The sequence below is a fragment of the Pseudomonas sp. R3-57 genome (assembly GCF_051132065.1).
Classification (GTDB): Bacteria; Pseudomonadota; Gammaproteobacteria; order Pseudomonadales; family Pseudomonadaceae; genus Aquipseudomonas.
This window is the reverse complement of sequence record NZ_CP071655.1, coordinates 1,400,236-1,418,843: the sequence shown is the minus strand read 5'-3', so window position 1 is coordinate 1,418,843 and position 18,608 is coordinate 1,400,236. Positions and strand designations below refer to the sequence as shown.

The 18,608-nt window shown below is 58.6% G+C and carries 9 protein-coding genes; 6 read left to right on the top strand and 3 right to left on the bottom strand.

Features of this window, described 5'->3' with window-relative positions; translation table 11 throughout:
- Positions 1-32 precede the first annotated feature (32 nt).
- The 6 genes from J3P93_RS06465 to J3P93_RS06440 are packed head-to-tail and all read left to right on the top strand — an operon-like array spanning position 33 to position 6,752.
- Complete coding sequence (locus J3P93_RS06465; RefSeq protein ID WP_434595963.1) at positions 33-758, top strand: RDD family protein; 726 nt, start codon at positions 33-35, stop codon at positions 756-758.
- Entirely contained in the window at positions 755-1,732 is a 978-nt protein-coding gene (locus J3P93_RS06460; RefSeq protein WP_434595962.1) for a stage II sporulation protein M, read from the top strand. Before J3P93_RS06465 ends, J3P93_RS06460 begins: the two co-directional genes overlap by 4 nt.
- Positions 1,719-3,266, top strand: coding sequence for a DUF4129 domain-containing protein (locus tag J3P93_RS06455; protein WP_434595960.1), 1,548 nt, complete (start codon positions 1,719-1,721; stop codon positions 3,264-3,266). Before J3P93_RS06460 ends, J3P93_RS06455 begins: the two co-directional genes overlap by 14 nt.
- Positions 3,263-4,426: a DUF4350 domain-containing protein gene (locus tag J3P93_RS06450; RefSeq protein ID WP_434595958.1), complete on the top strand. Its 1,164-nt coding sequence runs from the start codon at positions 3,263-3,265 to the stop codon at positions 4,424-4,426. The genes J3P93_RS06455 and J3P93_RS06450 overlap by 4 nt, the downstream gene beginning before the upstream one ends.
- The gene (locus J3P93_RS06445; RefSeq protein ID WP_434595956.1) at positions 4,423-5,424 is read left to right on the top strand and encodes an AAA family ATPase; all 1,002 of its coding nucleotides are present in this window, start codon (positions 4,423-4,425) and stop codon (positions 5,422-5,424) included. The genes J3P93_RS06450 and J3P93_RS06445 overlap by 4 nt, the downstream gene beginning before the upstream one ends.
- Entirely contained in the window at positions 5,421-6,752 is a 1,332-nt protein-coding gene (locus J3P93_RS06440) for a DUF58 domain-containing protein (protein ID WP_434595954.1), read from the top strand. Before J3P93_RS06445 ends, J3P93_RS06440 begins: the two co-directional genes overlap by 4 nt.
- Here J3P93_RS06440 and J3P93_RS06435 read toward each other — a convergent pair whose 3' ends face one another.
- The 3 genes from J3P93_RS06435 to J3P93_RS06425 are packed head-to-tail and all read right to left on the bottom strand — an operon-like array spanning position 6,753 to position 18,570.
- A complete protein-coding gene (locus J3P93_RS06435) occupies positions 6,753-10,826 on the bottom strand; it encodes an Ig-like domain-containing protein (RefSeq protein ID WP_434595952.1) in 4,074 nt (1,357 codons plus the stop codon).
- Positions 10,819-14,898, bottom strand: coding sequence for a neuraminidase-like domain-containing protein (locus J3P93_RS06430; RefSeq protein ID WP_434595950.1), 4,080 nt, complete (start codon positions 14,896-14,898; stop codon positions 10,819-10,821). The genes J3P93_RS06435 and J3P93_RS06430 overlap by 8 nt, the downstream gene beginning before the upstream one ends.
- Before the next feature lie 54 nt (positions 14,899-14,952).
- On the bottom strand, positions 14,953-18,570 hold the full coding sequence (locus J3P93_RS06425) for a Tc toxin subunit A (protein ID WP_434595948.1): 3,618 nt from the start codon (positions 18,568-18,570) through the stop codon (positions 14,953-14,955).
- Positions 18,571-18,608: the final 38 nt, after the last annotated feature.

Genomic DNA, 18,608 nt, shown 5'->3' with positions numbered 1-18,608 from the left:
TTGCCTCCGAACCGGCGAACATCAGGTAGCCCATGCTCGAGCCCACAGCACCGCCAAGGAAAGCACCGCTGGCCCCACCGCTGGATACGCGGCATCAGGTCGAAACACCGGAAGGCATCGACCTGCCCTTGCGCCCCGCCGGGTTGCCGGTACGCGCGGTGGCCTTCGCCATTGATCTGGCGTTGCGCGGGGTAATCATGGGCGTGCTGTTCACGGTTCTGGCATTTCTCGGCAAGCTCGGCATGGGCCTCGGTTCGCTGCTGCTGTTTGTGATCAGTTGGTGGTACATGGTGCTGTTCGAAGTGCTGCGCCAGGGTCGCTCTCCCGGCAAACAGTGGATGGGCTTGCGTGTGGTGCACGACGACGGCACGCCGGTGGGCTGGTCGGCCTCGCTGCTGCGCAATCTGCTGCGCTTTGTCGACCTGTTGCCGTTCGGCTATTTCCTTGGCTCGTTGAGCTGCCTGCATCACCCGACGTTCAAACGCCTGGGTGATATCGCTGCTGGCACGCTGGTGGTCTACAGCGAGCGCCCGCTGACCCGGCCGCAACTGCCTGACGCCGAACCGCGGCGCACGCCGGTCACGCTGACCCTCAAGGAACAACGCGCAGTGCTGTCCTTTGCCGAGCGCCAGAACGAACTGTCGCCGGCGCGCATCAATGAACTCGCGGCGCTATTGGCCCAGCCGCTGCATATTTCCGCCCCCAAAGCCGTTGCCGAACTCAACGGCATCGCCCGCGGCTTGTTGGGCCCGACATGAAACAAAGCCTTTTCGAAAGCCGCCACAAGGTCGAATGGGAGCGTTTCGCCCTGGCCCTCGAACGCCTCGAGCACGGCAAGGACACCACGCAAGTGGCCGATTTCCCCAAAGCCTACCGCAGGCTTTGCCAGCATCTGGCGCTGGCGCAAGAGCGCGGCTACAGCAGCTTTCTCATTGACTCGTTGCGGCAGCAAGTGCTGCGCGGGCATCAACAGCTCTACCGTCATCGCAGCCACCTCGGCGCCAACCTGCTGAGCTTTGTCCTGGCGGACTTCCCGCGACTGGTGCGTGCCGAATGGCGCTTCGTGCTGGCCGCCGGCCTGCTGTTTTTCGGCAGTCTGATCGGCGTCGGTGTGCTGGTTTATGCGTTTCCGGAGTTGATCTACAACCTGATCCCCGCCGATCAGGTGCGCGAAATGCAAGGCATGTACGATCCGGTCGCCGGTCACCTCGGCCGCCCCGTGGAACGCGCGGCCAGCGAAGACTGGGTGATGTTCGGTTATTACGTGATGCACAACATCGGCATTGCCTTTCAGACTTTCGCCAGCGGGCTGTTGCTCGGCGTGGGCAGTGCGTTTTTCCTCTTCTATAACGGCATGGTCATCGGGGCGGTGGCCGGGCACCTGAGCGACATCGGTTACGGCCAGACCTTCTGGTCGTTCGTTATCGCCCACGGTGCCTTCGAACTCACCGCCATTGCCCTGGCTGGCGCGGCGGGCCTGCAACTCGGCTGGGCCTTGATCGCCCCTGGGCGCGTGAGTCGCGGCGAAGCGCTGCAATGTGCGGCGCGCAAAAGCGTGTTGCTGGTCTGCGGGGTGATGCTGTTCCTGTTGATCGCGGCCTTCATCGAAGCCTATTGGTCGTCGAAAACCAGCGTCACGCCGTTGACCAAATATCTGGTCGGCGCCGGTCTGTGGCTGTTGGTTGCGGTCTACCTGTTGTTTGCCGGAAGGACGCGCCATGCGCCTGAGTGACGCCACGGTGGAAATTCGCCCGCGCACGACCTGGGAAGCCATGGACCTGGGCGTGCTCATGAGTCAGCAGCATCGGCGTCTGTTGATAACCAGTTGGGCGATTGTCACCCTGCCCCTGTTCGCTCTGCTCAGCCTGTTGCTGTGGGATTCGCCCTCGCTGGCAGTGTTCATCTTCTGGTGGCTGAAGCCGGCCTACGAAAGATTGCCGTTGTACATCCTTTCCAAGGCGTTGTTCGGCGAAACGCCGACGCTGCGCCAGGCCTTGCGTGAATGGCCGCGGCTGCTCAAACCGCAACTGCTTGCCAGCCTGACCTGGCGCCGACTGAGCCTGAGCCGCAGCTTCCTGCTGCCGGTAGTGCAACTCGAAGGTCTTGATGGCCACGTCCGTCAGCAGCGCTTGCAAGTGCTGTTGCAACGCAACGCCGGCGCCGCGCAGTGGCTGACGATCATTGGCGTGCACCTGGAAACCGCGCTGTGGATCGGTCTGATGGTGCTGTTCTACCTGTTGTTGCCGCAGCAGATCGAAACCGATTGGGACTGGCAGTCACTGATCCTCGCGACGGATCATCAGTGGCGTTGGCTGGAACACCTGACCAATGCCTTCTATGCGCTGGTATTGGTGGTTTGGGGGCCGGTGTATGTCGCGTGCGGCTTCAGCCTGTACCTGAACCGGCGCACGCAACTGGAGGCATGGGATATCGAACTGGTATTCCGCCGCCTGCGCCAGCGGCTGAACCATTCGGTGTCGGGGCTGCTGCTGGCGGTGTGTCTGGTGTTGCCGAATGTGCCGACAGTCTGGGCTGCCGCTGCCGATGACGGTCCGCAGGCTCCACGCCTGCTGAATCAGCCGCTGACCAGTCAGGCATCCCGAGAAAGTATCAAGGCATTGCTCGAGCAGCCACCGTTCAAGCACAAGGAATCCGTCACCCGCTATCGCTTCGGCGACGACCCGGCGGCGCCGGCCAAGGGCTCTGAATCTGGCGAGGCACCGCAGTGGCTGAAAACCCTGCTGGGCTGGCTCGACGGGCAGCACCTTAATGGTTTGGCAAAACTCATTGAGGTGTTGTTGTGGACTGCGGTGATTGCCGTGATCGGCTGGCTGGTCTGGCGTTATCGCGACTTTGTAAAAGCCTTCGTCAGCCGTCGCCCGAAGCTGCCGGTAAAACCCAAACGCGCAGTACCGCAGCAGGCCTTCGGTCTGGATGTGCACCGCGACAGTCTGCCCGACGATATCGCCGCCAGCGCCGAACAACTCTGGCACAGCCAACCGCGCGCGGCGTTGAGCCTGCTTTATCGCGGCTTGCTCAGTCATTTGCTGCACGACTTTGATCTGCAACTGAAAGCCGCCGACACCGAAAATCAGGTGCTGGCGCGGGTCGAGCAATTGCAGCGTCCGCAACTGCTCGCCTTCAGCCGCAGCCTGACTGCTCACTGGCAGAACATGGCTTACGGGCATCGAGTACCGACAGCGTCTGCGCGGCAGGAATTGTGCGATGGCTGGCGCGTTCTGTTCGGCAAGGAGACGGCCCGTTGAGTCGCCGCACATCGGCGTGGATCGGCGCATTGCTGGTCGCGTTGCTCGGCGCGCTGGGCGTTTTTCTGTTTATGAAGGCCACGCCGTATCAGGAACAAATCGATCACGGCCCCTCGCCCGCCGCCCAGGCCAATCCGTATCTCGCGGCCGAACTGTTTTTGCGTGAACGTGGCCTCAACATCAGCCATGCCGAAAGCCTCGCGGTACTTCCAGACATCGACCCGCACCAGCATACGCTGCTGTTGTTCAAAGATCGCTCGCGAATGACGCCACGTCAGGTCGATCAGGTATTGAACTGGACCCGTGCCGGCGGGCGACTGATATTCGTCGCCGAATCGCTGTGGGACGAGCAGAGCAAACAGAGCAACGACCTGCTGCTCGATCGGGTGCAACTGCATCAATCCCTGAGCAAGGATCTGAAAGACGTCCCCGCAGACGCAGAACCCGAGCCTTTTCCAAAGCTGACCAAACTCTATCTTGAAGACGAAGACGCACCGGCCTACGCCGGCTTCGATACCGACTTCCACCTCGACGATCCGAAAAATCTCGCCCAGGCCTGGGCCAACAGCGCCAAGGCTACGCACATGATGCAACTGCCTCACGGACTCGGCTCGATCACGGTGGTGACCGACGCCGAGCTGTGGAAAACCGCTGCGATCGCCGAGTACGACAACGCCTGGCTGCTGTGGTATCTGAGCGCCGACACCGACGTCACGCTGATCTACAACAGCGAACACGACGGCTTGCTGACCTTGCTTCGGCGCTACTTCCCGCAAGCACTCGTCGCCCTGCTCGCCTTGATCGGCCTGTGGTTATGGCATGTCGGCATGCGTCATGGCCCGGTTCAGGCGCCCGCCTCGAGCGGGCGTCGACAGTTGCAGGAACATCTGCGGGCCAGTACCGATTTCCTGCTGCGCCATAACGGCCAGCAAGCGCTGCTGCAAGCCTTGCAACAAGACGTGCTGCGCCGCGCGCGCCGCCGTCATCCCGGCTTCGACCAATTGAACGTTGCCGAACAATGGCTGGCGTTGTCGCGCCTGACCCGGCAACCCACCCGCGCCATCAGCCAGGCCCTGAGCCCGGTGTCGAACCGGCGGCTGTCCAGCGCTGACTTCTGCCGCCAGGTCGCCCACCTGCAAACCTTGAGGAACACGCTATGACTGAACAGATCGAGCCCGGCAGCGCCAGCCACGCCGCGCAGCAACGCCAGCGTGCCAGCCAGTTGGCACAAGCGGTGCGCGGCGAATTGCGCAAAGCACTGATCGGTCAGCATGCGGTGATCGATGATGTGCTGACCGCACTGATCGCCGGCGGCCATGTATTGCTCGAAGGCGTGCCGGGGCTGGGTAAAACATTGTTGGTGCGCGCCCTCGCCCGCTGCTTCGGCGGCGAATTCGCGCGGATTCAGTTCACCCCCGACCTGATGCCCAGCGACGTTACCGGCCACGCGGTGTACGACCTGCAAACCGAGCAATTCAAGCTGCGCAAAGGCCCGCTGTTTACCAACCTGTTGCTGGCCGACGAGATCAACCGTGCCCCGGCGAAAACCCAGGCGGCGTTGCTCGAAGCGATGCAGGAGCGTCAGGTCACCCTCGAAGGCCGCGCCCTGCCGATCGCGCAACCGTTCATGGTGCTGGCCACGCAAAACCCGATCGAGCAGGAAGGCACCTATCCCCTGCCGGAAGCCGAATTGGACCGCTTTATGCTCAAGGTGCGCATGGACTATCCCGACGCCGATCAGGAGCTGGACATGGTGCGTCAGGTCAGCCGCTCGACCCGCGCCGACATGCTCGACGTGCAACCGCTGCGCACCCTGTTGCAGGCCAAGGATGTGCAAGCCTTGCAGCGCATTGCCAGTGATTTGCCGATGGACGATCAGGTCCTCGATTACGCCGTGCGCCTGGCGCGCAGCACGCGCACCTGGCCGGGATTGACCCTCGGTGCCGGACCGCGCGCGTCGATTGCGCTGGTACGTTGCGCCCGCGCCCGCGCGTTATTGCGCGGTGGTGAGTTTGTGATTCCCGACGACATCAAAGGTTGTGCCCTGGCGGTGCTGCGCCATCGCGTGCGCCTTGCGCCGGAGCTGGATATCGAAGGCCTGCAGGTCGATCAGGTGCTGACGCAATTGCTCGATCAAGTACCGGCGCCGCGTCTGTGAAACCCTCACGACTGTTGCTGGGCTGGGTCGCAGCGCTGCTGGTCATTGGCATCGCGCTGGGCACTTTGCAGGCTCTGGAATTGACAATCCCGGCCAGCCTGATATCGATCAACTGGGGCCTGCTGCTGGCGCTGTTGGCTCTGGCGCTGCTGGATGCGCTGCGCCTCAAGCGCCTGCCGCAGGTACGGATCAGCAGGCAGATGCCGGGGAGTCACGCCCTCGGGCGCTGGGCCGAAGTACCGCTCAAGGTTGAACATGACTTCGGCGCGCCGCTGAGCATTCACCTCTTCGACCATGTCCCGGATGGCCTGAGCTTCGACAATTTGCCGCTGGCCATCGAGCTGCAACCCGGTCAGTCCAGCCAGATCGGCTATCGCCTGCGTCCGTTGAAGCGCGGGCATTTCATTTTTGAACACTGCGAAATCAATCTGCCGAGTCCTTTGGGATTATGGACAGGCAAGCGCCTGCTCGATGTCAGCGACCAGACCCGCGTCTACCCAGACTTCGCCCGGCTCTACGGCGGTGAACTGCTGGCCGTGGACAACTGGCTCAGCCAGCTCGGTGTACGCCAACGGCAACGCCGCGGTCAGGGCTTGGAATTTCACCAACTGCGCGAATTCCGTGAAGGCGACAGCCTGCATCAGATCGACTGGAAAGCCACCGCGCGCCAACGCACGCCGATTGCCCGTGAGTATCAGGACGAGCGCGACCAGCAAATCATCTTCCTGCTCGACTGCGGCCGACGCATGCGCAGCCAGGACGATGAACTGTCGCACTTCGACCATGCGCTCAATGCCTGCCTGTTGCTCAGTTATGTAGCCTTGCGTCAGGGCGATGCGGTGGGTTTGAGTACCTTCGCTAGCGAACACCCACGCCATCTCGCGCCGGTAAAAGGCAGCGGACAGTTGAATGTGCTGCTCAACACGGTTTATGACCTCGACAGCACGCAACGTCCTGCCGATTATCAGGCCGCCGCCAATCAACTGCTGAGTCGCCAGAAGCGCCGGGCATTGGTGGTGCTGGTAACCAACCTGCGCGATGAGGACGATGAGGAGTTGCTGAGCGCGGTCAAGCGCCTGAGCGCACAACATCGGGTGCTGGTCGCCAGTCTGCGCGAAGAAATGCTGGATACGTTACGTCAGACCAAGGTGCAAATATTGCCCGAGGCGTTGGCTTACTGCGGCACGGTGAACTACATGAATGAACGGGCAGAACTCCATGAGCGGTTGAGCGCTCATGGGGTTCCGGTGGTGGATGTTCGGCCTGCCGAGTTGGGGGCCGAACTGGTGACGCGGTATCTCAGTTGGAAGAGAAGTGCGGCGCTTTGATCATCTCTCGATCCGCACGTGCACAGATCCGTTGCTCGAGGTACCGTCAGGATTCTCGACTTTGACGTCAAGGGAAACGGTTTCCGACAGATCCATCACCCTCCAAGAGGTTGCGTATTCACCGTTGCCATTTGTACTGGAATCAATGAATAGCCTGCCGTTAATGGAGACAAGAATTGTCCTTTTCGGCATCGGTTCTCCAGAAGCCTTGTCTACGATCAACGCAGTCATGGTTACCCAGTCGTTCACGAAAGCCGGATTCGGCGCAGCGATGACGGACTTCACAACTGCAGAACGTTCCGTGACAGTCAACCGCAGCGTTTCCACATCCCAGCCAGCCAAGCCGCCCTTTACCGACGCCCACAATGCTGCCTCACCTGCAGAGCCCAAGACAAAGCGCACCGTTGCCATGCCATCGGTATCCGTCAGTGTTGCCGGTAAAGATTTGTTGTCGTACTCCCACATCACTTCAACATTGGCCAAAGGCTCCCCTGTATTGGCTGAAACCACCAAAGCCTGAGCTGAAATTTCTTGCCCCGGATAACCGGTCAAATCATCGCTGAACAGTTCCTTGATCTGTCGAGGCTCATGCAGGAAATACGACAACGAAACCGATTCCGAATACTGCGCGCCCCCCACCGTCGCGGTCAGTTGCGCCGCTCCGTGAGTCTTGGGCACAAAGCGGATCCGCGCTTCGCCGTAGAAGTTGGTGGTCGTCGCCACCTCGCCAAGATCCGCACTGCGCCAGACAACTACCATCCCCGCCATCGGCCTGCCGCTGATCACCGAGACCACTTTGATCTGCTCCGACAGCTCTTCCCCCCAGAGCAATGTCTGGTTGACGCGCTGACGCTCAGCGATTTTCAATACGCGTTCACCCGGCCCCAGCGACATTGCAATGATCGGAGACAAACGGGCCAGCCGAGTGGACGCAAAGCGCAAGCCAAAACTTCCATCCATGGCGCCAATCGCCTTGAACGCATAAGTCTGTCCGAGCTCTGAAAAAAATCGGGGATCCCCCAGCCTTGGTTCCTCAAACTGCAAGCCCAGTGCCGCCGGTCCAGTGCCGGTCATTCCCAACGTCATCTCCTTGCCCACCAAGGCACTGTCGCTCGGCGCGATGACGTTCAACACATGCTGGAGATGGTGCCTGGGGAAGAACGTTTGCGTACCCACCGGCTGATAGTCCTCCGGGTCACGAGTGTCGAAACCCACCATCAACTCATCCCAGGGGTTGCTTGGCAACGAATTGACCGTCATCGGACGACGCTCTTCAAAGTCGTCAAAGCGACTGAGTACGGTCGCGATCACCGCCTGCTTGCCGGCTTTCTGCGGTTTGAATTCGAAACCGCTCCAGCCATCCACTGTCGTACGGATTTCTCGCGGTTCCGCATCGATGATCCAGCTCACGGGTGCCTGATCCACAGGCTTTTCTGTGTGGTACGAGTAAACCTGTACCCACATCCACGCCGCATCCTGGTTCATGACCGGATCCACCGCCGACTCACGCCACGCCTCGATTCTGAGTTTGTTGTGGTCAAGTACCATCGGCTTGGCAACCGCTTCGAATTGCAGTTGCGGCAAGGCAAGCGTCAGGGCAAATTCGTCCGGCTCCTCGCTCCCTTCAAAGTTCAGTACCCAGGTCGCACCGCCGTCGCTCAACGTCTGTGGCTCATCCAGGGGTGGCTCAACATGTGCTCCTAACGCATCTGCAGGTGTGCCCGTCCAGATCAATGACGCATCGAGCCCGATCAACGGACTCAGCGCATGGGGTAAAACCTTGAAGCGGTGAATAGCCTTGAGGCAGGGATAAAAACTGCGTTCATCTAGCGAAGACTGCACCTGATCGAGCATCAGAGCGACTTCCTTCTGCAGATCCTCAGCGAGCAGCCGCCCCGACAATTCGCGTACGCTGGGCAGGTCTGCAAGGCGCAGTTCAAGCTCAAACAAACTGCTGTGGCTGTCAGTCTCGTCGGAAACCAGTTCCCACTGCACCCCACCCGCAATCAACGGTTTGGGGATTGTCAGGTCTGCGGGTTTCAAGCCGATGCCTGGATCTCTGTCACCGCGCCAGTGCAGGCTGATGTTCCGTCCCAACCATTCACTGCCGGCAATGGGTACGACTTTCAGTGTGTGGATCTTGCCACGTAAACAAAGCACACCCAGCGGATTGCCTTGAACATCGATATCGTCGAGCCAGATTCTGGCCTGGCTTTTCCACGGGCTCGTGGCGATGGCCTTGACGCTGAAGTCTTGCCCGGTCGGTACCGCCTCTTCATGCGCCCTGAGAACAGCTTTGACGGTCAGTTCGCCGGCGTTTTTTGGCGTATACAGCAGACTCGCCCAGCCACCGGCTCCGGTCACATCGCTGACCGGTTCACCATCGGGAACAATCCATTCGACCAACGCGCCAATGACTGGATCACCGTCACCGCTAATCGTGTCGTGTACAGCCTGCAAGCGCAGCAACACACTTTCGGCCTCGTCCACGATCGGGAATCTGTTGGCCTCGCGCACCTCGCCCACCTTGACCCGATTACGCGCCAGTGACATCGGTTTGGGCAGCGACGGCAATAACAGTTTCGAACAGACCAGCGTCAGTTTGAAGGAGCCGTCGCGCTTATCCTCACTGCTCAGGATCCAGACCATATCGTCTCCGGTGCCTTCTACCGGCGTTTCAAGCGCAGGGCTGACGTCGACACCCAGTTGCTCAGGGCTTTCGCCGCTCCAGTACAAAGAAAACCCGGCTCCCAGCAATGGACTGCCGAGCGGTAGCGGCAGGCGCACCTGCAGGTCATGGTTACTCCCACGATTCGGATAACCTTGCGCGTCCCAGTCAGTTTCAACACCTTCGACTACAGCCCGCAGGTCTGCCCACGGGTCCTGGGCCAATACCGGCACATGGAAATTTTCAGCCCATATTCCACTGGCGTAATAAAGGCTCTCGACCGCGGCTTGAATAACAGCCTCTCCCGCTACCTTCGGTTCGAAGTCGTAGTAAGCCCAGCCCCGTGCATCGGTATTGGATGCAGCTTTCACGCTGCCCCCCGCCACCGACCAGTTCACCGTGCAGCCTTCTATGGGTTGGGACGTGTAAAAGGATATAACTTGCACACCCAGTTGCACTTTCTGGCCATATTCCAGTACCGGGTAATACGCCGCTTCGAGTCGGTCTCTGAAGGCCAGACGGTGATGCCCCAGTGATATGCAGATCGGATAGGCTTCGGCGCGGTACTGGTTTTGCAAACTCAGTGAAAATTCGTAGGGCAGTGGTTCATTGATCATCGGAACATCGATCGACCACGCTGACGTTAAAAGTTGATCGACGCCCCAGTCGGGCTCTATGACGACCGCCTCCTGCGGGTTGTCAGCGCTGATCAAGGCAGCCTTGGTGCCTGCCCATGAACTGCCCGGTTCGAGTTCAAACGACAACTGGTGAGGCGTGACCATCGGCGACGGGTTCTGTTCACCGCCCAACGAAGCCCCTACGCACAAATAAATTTTTTGCCCTGGCGTCAGGCGTTCTCGATCCACATGCACCGCTTGCAGCTTCAATTCGTCCAGTTGCAACTGGATGTCCAGATAGGTAATGCAGATTTTCGAGTAACGGTCATTTTCGTTATTCAACGGGCTGTGGATCTCGATACGCAGCGTGTCGTCGCGAGCGAACGCTTCTCCCAGGGGTAAAACGTATTCCTTGAGGTCCAGAGCCAGCGGTTGCCCGGCTTCGCGATGGGCTTGGTGTTGTGCGTGACCAAGCGGGCTGTGCGGTTTGAGTTCGATCTCATGCAATTTTTCCTCACCCTTGTAGATGAACATCCAACCCGATTCTTCGTGTCTCGTTTCGCAGCAAAAGCTCAACGTATAGCGCGCGTCATCACCGGGGTTCTGCGGTACCTGCAAGGCCTGACTCGCCCGACCACCATTCTTGATGGCCAGGAAGGGCGTCAGGAACCCGTTCCATAACTCTGCCTCTTTAGCAGCCGACCCCGTGGTATTCCAATGAGTCAGCCCTTGAAGAAACTCACCGTTGCGAATCAGACTTTCGTTGGCGTAAATCTCCGTTTCACTCATGGCGGCTCGCTCCTTGGCGTCGACGCTTTGCACCCGCTGTTTTAGCCGTGGTGACCATGTCTTCCACGTGCCGCCCGAAAGCAGCATCACCTGCCCTGGCCATGTAGTGGATGCGTATCACGATCTCCGTCAGAGAACGCAGCACTGCCGCCTGCGAATCTTGCGCAGACCAGGGAAAACTCAATCTCCAACTGGAGATCGCTCCGGTATTTTCGAACGGATAGAGCAAGCCCTCATCAGGTTTCATTGCCGTCAACCCCTTGTCGGCAATGCCTTTGGAAATGGCGATCTGTTGACCGCTGCGCAGGTTGAATTGCACATCGATCGGTGCCACACCGCCCTCGACGTCATGCAAATACTTGACCGATTGCGGCGTTGCCTTGGTGGCCGTCATGCTGCCGAGCTGAACCAGCGTGGCGCGCACATCCTCATGAGGCCCGGTGAGAACCGGCAGATCAACTTCCACCGCACTGATCTGTCGGCAGTAATGTCCAGGATGATCGCGGTCGAACCCCAACTGCGTGAATCTGAATTCCAGCGAGCCATGGGTTTGCAGTTCCGTCAACGCATCCGCCCAGCTATCTATACCTGGCTGAGGGTCTATTGCGTCATCGAACAATTGTCGTAACGAAACGGTCTTGACGATTTCGAGCCGTCGCTCGTTGCGTTGCAGATACTCTCTTTCCATACGCAGGAGGTGGGCACGCAAATGCTCGCCGGCCGTCAACCCATGACGCTGATCCAGCCAGAACTGCAGCAACGGCCACTGTGTGTCGTAATCGCCGGTTTCGGCATTCAACGACGCTTGGGCACTCAGGCACAAACTGAGCACCGCATCGTAGGCCTGATAATGCAGCGCTTTGAGCTGGCCGATCATCCAGCCATACAGTTCAGCATTGGTCGCACGCTTTTGCAGATAGTCGTACACCGCCAATGCCTGGCCATTGGCCCGCAGCGTTTGTGCCAGGCTGGAGCGGGCAGCGGTCACCGCATGCCGTTGCGCCTCGATTTGTGCATTGATCGCACCGACCTCCGCCAATGCCTGATCGCGTTGCAGCCCCCATTCATTGCGGCGGCGACGGTAGCCTTCGGTGGTGGACTGCTTATCGGCATCAATTTGCAACAGTGACGAGGCAATCTCTAAACCGAAACACACGGCATCGGTGACTTTTTCAACACGGTGGCCGCCGTTGGCCAAGCCAAAAACGTTTGGAAACGAAGCCAGAACGGCCCCTACCGGCTTGACGACCTTTGCGGTCAGCGCAAACACCTTTGACTTGTCCAGGCTAGCCATGACCTCATATTCAACGGCCGATATGTTTTCGTCATAACGCCGTGCATACGCATCAGCGCGCTGCTGTGCCACTGCCCGACTCTGCTCGAGCGCCGTTACGCTCGCCTCCAGTTGGGCAATGGATTGCTCTTGTACTGTTTGTGCGTAGCTGCCCAGTTCCACCAGATGGTTCTGTTGCAGTTCTTCCTGCTCGGCACGGTCGCGACGCTCAAGCAGATTGAGCACCTGATTGCCGTAATCCTGCAGCGCTTGTACGGCCCGCAAGGCGACCTCGAATGTCACGCGCCAACGAAACGCGTTGACCACCAACCGCCCCCCCAAAGGCCGCGGACCGGCGACACCGCCCGCCGCGAGATCGCGCAGCAATTGGTTCGGATCCGTCGGTGGGCTGAACAAGGGAATGTCCAGAGGCTTGCCGTCCAGCGTGAGGTTGTTACGCAGGTTATGAATGCGCTGCTGCGGCGCGGCAAACAGATCAAGCAGCGATTGATTGATGGGAGTCTTGAAAGGCTTGCAAGCCAAGAGCCCGAGCATGGGCGCCGTATCGGAACCGGGCGGGACATCCGCCAGAGTGAAATCGAGTGTCTTTTCGAATGCTTCCAGAGCCGGACGCGTGCAACTTTGCAACAGCAGGTTGCCGACCGTATCGGTTTGCCAATTGCTCACCGCGCGAGCAGTGGGAGCCTTGCCCATCAGAAAGCCGGCCTGCACATAACATAGTTTGGCCGCCACCAGGCTGTCTCGCGTCAGCTGGCGGTAATACCAGTCGCCCCACGCCATCAGGTTTTCAACGTACTCGGTGAATATCAGTATTTTGAAATGCACAGGCTTGGAATAACCGATTGCATCCGGGTCGGCTGGAGCCAGCGCTTCACAGCCGGGATTACCTTGATTCATCGCCAGCGGTCGGCTGCGCCAGTAGCTCGGTTTTGGAGGCAGCGAGGCGTCGTCTTTGATGGCTTGCGGGTCAAAAATGTAATGCAGCCACTGTTGCGCCTCGAGATAACGCTCCTCATCGCGCAGGCGTACCGCCACAAGGTGCACCAAATGAACAAACAACTCCCAGAAAAACAGCCCGTTGGCACCATCAAAAGCACCGTTCGGTTCGACGAATTCACAGCCTGTCGGCGGCGGCTCCTTCATGAACTGCGTGTCCCAGTGCAGCACGGCGTCGACTGAGATATTGGCCCGCCAGACCAGTTCCGGGCCAAACAGCGAATTCAGACGGGTATAACGCAGCGTTAGCGAATCCTGGTTGAAGGAAAGAAACTGAGCGGCATCGACGGTGTTCTTCACCAGGGTTGGCGGGTCGAAATCCAGCAGGTTGATGACATCAAGCGTGAAATGCTTGACTCCGTGCGTACCAGCATCAAGAGAGAAGGTGGTTTCCTTCGGCCAGGTACCTTTCGCTCGAATGAACTCCCCATCAGCGTTCATGTACCAGTTGCCTGTGATCGGAAGAGTCGCCGAAACGTCTGTCGGGTCATCATTGGTTCTGTTCAACAACGCTAATTTGACGAGCACCTTAGTGCTACCCGATTCGCCCGTTGGCGTGCAAAATCCCTGCACCACCAGAACATCCTGTTCACCTTCACGACGTGCCGTGACTCGCAACCCCAGATAGGGGACCATCGTGCCGCCTGTTTCGAGCCGGCTGACGATCTCAACCTGGCTGGGCAGCGGATGCTGAACGGTCTCGGGGGTCTTGAAGCGTTTTTCCCATGCCATGTCCAGCCACGCGCCATCGTCATACGTAACGGGGCGCATCAGTACGTCGTGAACCGTTCGCGCTGACACTTCCTGAGCGCCATATAAACCTTCGAACAAAATGCCCAGCGTCCCTTTGGGCTCCACAGAATCGGTGCGCACCGTCACCACCATCGCGGTCAAGGAAAACCCGGCATCCTTCGTCCTCGGATAGGCGCGACTGTGGACGATCAGCGGTGCCGACCATTGCCCGTTCTGCGTCATGAACGCCAGGTTGATATCCAGTTTGCCGTCGATGGACTCGCCTTCGTTTTTACCGGCAACCGGGTCGCGCCATTCCGCCCAGACCAGACACAAACGGCCATTCCAGAATACCGGGCGTATGTCCACGACCCGATTGGCTGGTTGAACGTCCACGGCTTGCCATTCGCTCCACGCCGCCGGGTTGACCGCCGTGCAGGTCGACGTCAGTTCGATCTGCGCCCTGCGCCAGAAGTACTGGCACGGTTGCACACGCTGGCGCCCAATGAAGTAGTAATCGGCACGTTCAGGTCTATCTCCGTCCATGTAGCAACTGAGGACATCCAGATCGCAAGTCTGCTCGAACGTTTGCAAATATCCGCGCATCGCTGCCTGAACCGAATCAACGCTCAGACGCGTCTGGTTGAGGTCGTTTTCAAGGCTCTTGAACAGGCTGGTCTTGCGCAGGCGAACAAACGGGTTGATATAGTTTTCCGGATAGAGGCTGATGAGTTGAACGGCTGCCCAATCGGAATAGTTGCTGTAGAGGTCCCACTGCGCCAGATGTTCTGCAGGCACCTGGTAATCGGTGAAGCCCGGTTCCAGTTTGCGATGCACCGCATTTATATACTGCTGCACGCAACTGATCGCTTCAGCGACCCATGAGCTTTGCCTGGCATAACTGTCCAGCGGATCCATGCGCAGCAATTCGAAGAGATCTTCCGGGCTCTTGAGGAACGGATACTTTTCCCGGTTGATCTTTCCAACGCAGTAATCGAGCAAAGCCGAACGACGTTTTTCCAGCAAACCAGCAGTGGTATTCAAATCCATGATGCGTGCTCCCGGGACAAGATGCTGAGTCAAATGGCCGTCAGGCCAAACCGCTCATTGCTCGGCCTCATCGCCGGCAAAGGTGATGGGTTCGAAATAGGTTTCTACTTCGCCACCATCGGTACGCACGCTGAATACGAATGTCCCGCCGGTGCGGCTGGAAACGACCACACGTGTCACCCCTTCCTGATTGGTGAATCCATCCGCCGGTCGGATGATCGCTTCATTGATCCGCGATGCCGGCACGCTTTGCACGAACCACTTCACAAGCACGTCTTTCCCGAGGTTGGCGTATCTGTCTTCCGCCGTTGCGTAAAGCTCGACTTCCTGCCCGCGGGGAACGATCTCCAGCGGTATCGGGGATTTGAAGTCACTTGGAAAGCCCATGCTGCTTCCATCGAAGTTGATAACAATGGGGTCGACAGGCTCGGGATCGAACAAGTCCAGCCGGTACAGAACCTGGTCTGTTCCCATGACCTTGCCAGGCCAGTATTCAACCTCGACCTGGCCGTTTATATCGGTCGCTTTGTTGCTCATGGTCCCTAGCGCGGTGTGCCAGTAAACGTTGACACCCGAAAGCGGAACGTTTGCTGCATCTGTAACGGTCACTCTGTAGGTAGCTTTTTCATCAGGTTTGTTAGCGATCAGATAGTTGCTATCGAGGATTTCATACCTGGTTTTGACCAATGCCTTGAGGTCGCCCGGCGCATGCACCAGCGGTACCTGCCGCCGGGACTCGTTCAGCAAGGCAAGCTCGGCGCCCTTGGCGTAGGCCTCCTTGTCCACCGTCTCAGGCAGATTGCCGATCTGGAAAATTGTCGATGCGTCCATGCCGGTTTCGCTTGACAGCACGCGTACACGCATCAACAGATCGAGTTCGACGAGACTTCCGAGCACCAGACTTGCAGACGGGTCGATGTGTGCCAGACAGTCGCGCACCTCCTGCGCGCTCCAGCCGAAAAACTCGGCCAGCCTGATGGCTGAGGCCTGTTGCGCCAGCCGCAATGCATTGCCTGTGACCTCTGGCAGGGCATTGACCTCACGCAGGTAATCCAGCAGCTTATGTGGCGGTTGCCGGCCAAGATCGAAGGCGCGTGTCAGCGTGCTCAAGTAGTACAGAGTGCGCACCGAGAGTTCAGGCTCGGCGTTCGGAGCCTTGCCAAACCAGACCTTGTGGCCGTAATCCAGGTAGCCCTGCAATAACTCGACACTGAGGTTCAGTGTCATGGCCACTTCACTGCGCCGCCGCACCTCGGCCAGCAAATCAAACAATGGACCGCCCGCGTCACGTCGTTCTTGCGCAGTATGCGCAACCACCTGATCCAGCAAGAAGTGAGTGGTCGAATTCGCCCAGCCCAATATCGGTATGACGTGCTCCGCCGGGATTGCGGCATAGACGGCCATCGTCTCCTTCACTAGCGCTATCTGAGCATCCCGGGTCTGCAAAAGCACTGTGAGCATTGTGTCAACGATAACGCCATGCAAAGACTCATCGAGCCCACCAACAGCATTTTCCACAACCCACAGCAGTTTCGTGCGCGCGACAGCCTCGTATTCCTCTAGCGTTCCGGCGTAGGGCAACACCAGTCCGTAATGATCGACCAGAGCTCCCCCGCCCCGGCTGGTCGACAGGAAATCCAACCAGTCGAACGCGCCAACAGAAGGAACGCCTGCGGTCAAAAAGGCATTGTTGGATAACCGCGCAGCAGGCAGCAGGTTAGTGACCTGATCGAAAAATTGCAGGTCGGACTCGCTCGCTACGCTGACACGCTGCGGTACGGCAACGTGTTGCAACATCCACAGCACCGACAGATTACTGTGCTCGCACCACTGCACACAGGTATCCATGGCTTCGACCAGACTCAGCACATCCGGTGTGCTGCTCGCCGAGGCGTTGATCAACGGCTCGCCCGCCAGGCCATCAAGCCATTGCTGCCCGCCCAGCAACGTCAGCATCAATACACCTTCGACCGGTGTCATGTTGAACAGCCGCGGCAGTATGACCAGGCGACATAAACTGGAAACGATCGCCGGGGTGAGTTGTAAAGTTTCTCGCTTGTAAGCGCCGGCAACCGCCAGCGCCAGATAATGATAGGTCTGCAGATCGATTCCCAGGCCATTGCACAGCTGGCTGATCGTCAGGTCGGCCTCACCGGGTACTGGCGTTACCGGGAACAGTCCATCACCAAGCTTCAAGGGTTCGCGATATGCCCCCTGACCATTGAAGATCTGATCGAATTGCGAAAGGGTTTCGCCACGACCATAAATCGAAAACTGATCAATGATGACAGCGAAATCCGCCGCCGTGCAGCGATAGCGTTCGCGCAAATGCTGGAACAACCCCAAGGCATGCACGACGTCGTCAGATATCTCCCATGTCGGCGCCTTCGTCTTGCCGCGGGCTTCAGCTCTGATTGCCGCAGTCAACAGCGCATCCACCTCTTCGCTTGGCAACTCCAGCCAGCTGTCCAGGCGCAATTTGCGGTTCATCCGGTCGATTGCAGTCAGGCCTACCTGGGTTGCGGGATCAATTGTCAGCTTGCTCAAGAATTCCTGCGCTGAGTAACTGATTCCGATACCGGGGTGCACATTGGCGTTGATATAAACGGAACCGGAACGTGCACTTTCTGCAGACTTATCCGTTTCGTCGGCATACTCAATATTCGCCGAACGAACCGGTGCAAATTCACCCACCGATAACAACCGCTCGATCGCCACTGTCCCGAGTTGGGTTGCTTCACCAAAATATCTGACCTGGTTGAGGTTCCCCCAGACAGGCTCGTAAACATCGAAATTGTCCCGATAAAACTCCCCGGCATCCAAAATATCGTACATAGGTTCAGTCAGCAGATTCCGCTGGTACGGGCCTAGCCGCGAGGCATGCGCCAAAGCCCGGGTGTTACGCGAAACACTGTCAAAAGAGGGTAGAAAATAAGGATAGGACAGATCGATGCTGCGGTTGAAATCCCCCACCGAAAGCCCTTTGGAGCGCGCCACGCCGTCAATGGTGACCCAGTCCTGATAGTAAGGCAGGCCGTTGGGGTAGCGCGCGTTGATCAACGCATCTTCAATCGAATCCGACTGATATGCCGTGATGAATTTCTCCAGCACCGCGATGATGATGTCGACCGACGACACCGCCTGATGCACCGCTGGCCAGTCAACGGACAGCAACTTCAAGTCGGTACGTCTGTCATGCAGCGGGAGCTTTAGCGTAGCGTCTCCAAAAGGCTCGATACGCAGGAGAATCCAGCGCAACAGATCGATCAGGTATGCCACGGGGGAGAGGCATGATTCCAACGCCTCGGGGGGACACATGCTATCGAATCGGGTGGAAAAGAGGATCTCGTATTTCGGACCTTCAACCATCGACAGCAACCCGCTCGATTGATCGGCCTCCCTGATTTCATCGCCTTTTAAAGTGTGTTCGATAAACTCGCGCCGGATATAGGTGGCCAGACTGTTGGCCCGCCGAATGAATTGTCGAGCCTCGTCCACACTGAGTTGTTGCTCACTGACCAGGCCCTGAACGCCCTTTTCCACCAGCGGAAAAATCGAACCGTCCTGTTCCAGATAGGATTTCAGTTTCCCCAGCCCGGCGTTGTCGGCGATTTGTGCTTCGCCAAATATTTGCTCGAACATCTGCATAACGGGGCGGGACGCAACAGTCATGGTCAATATCCTTGAGACGATAGCGGGTCCCGACAATC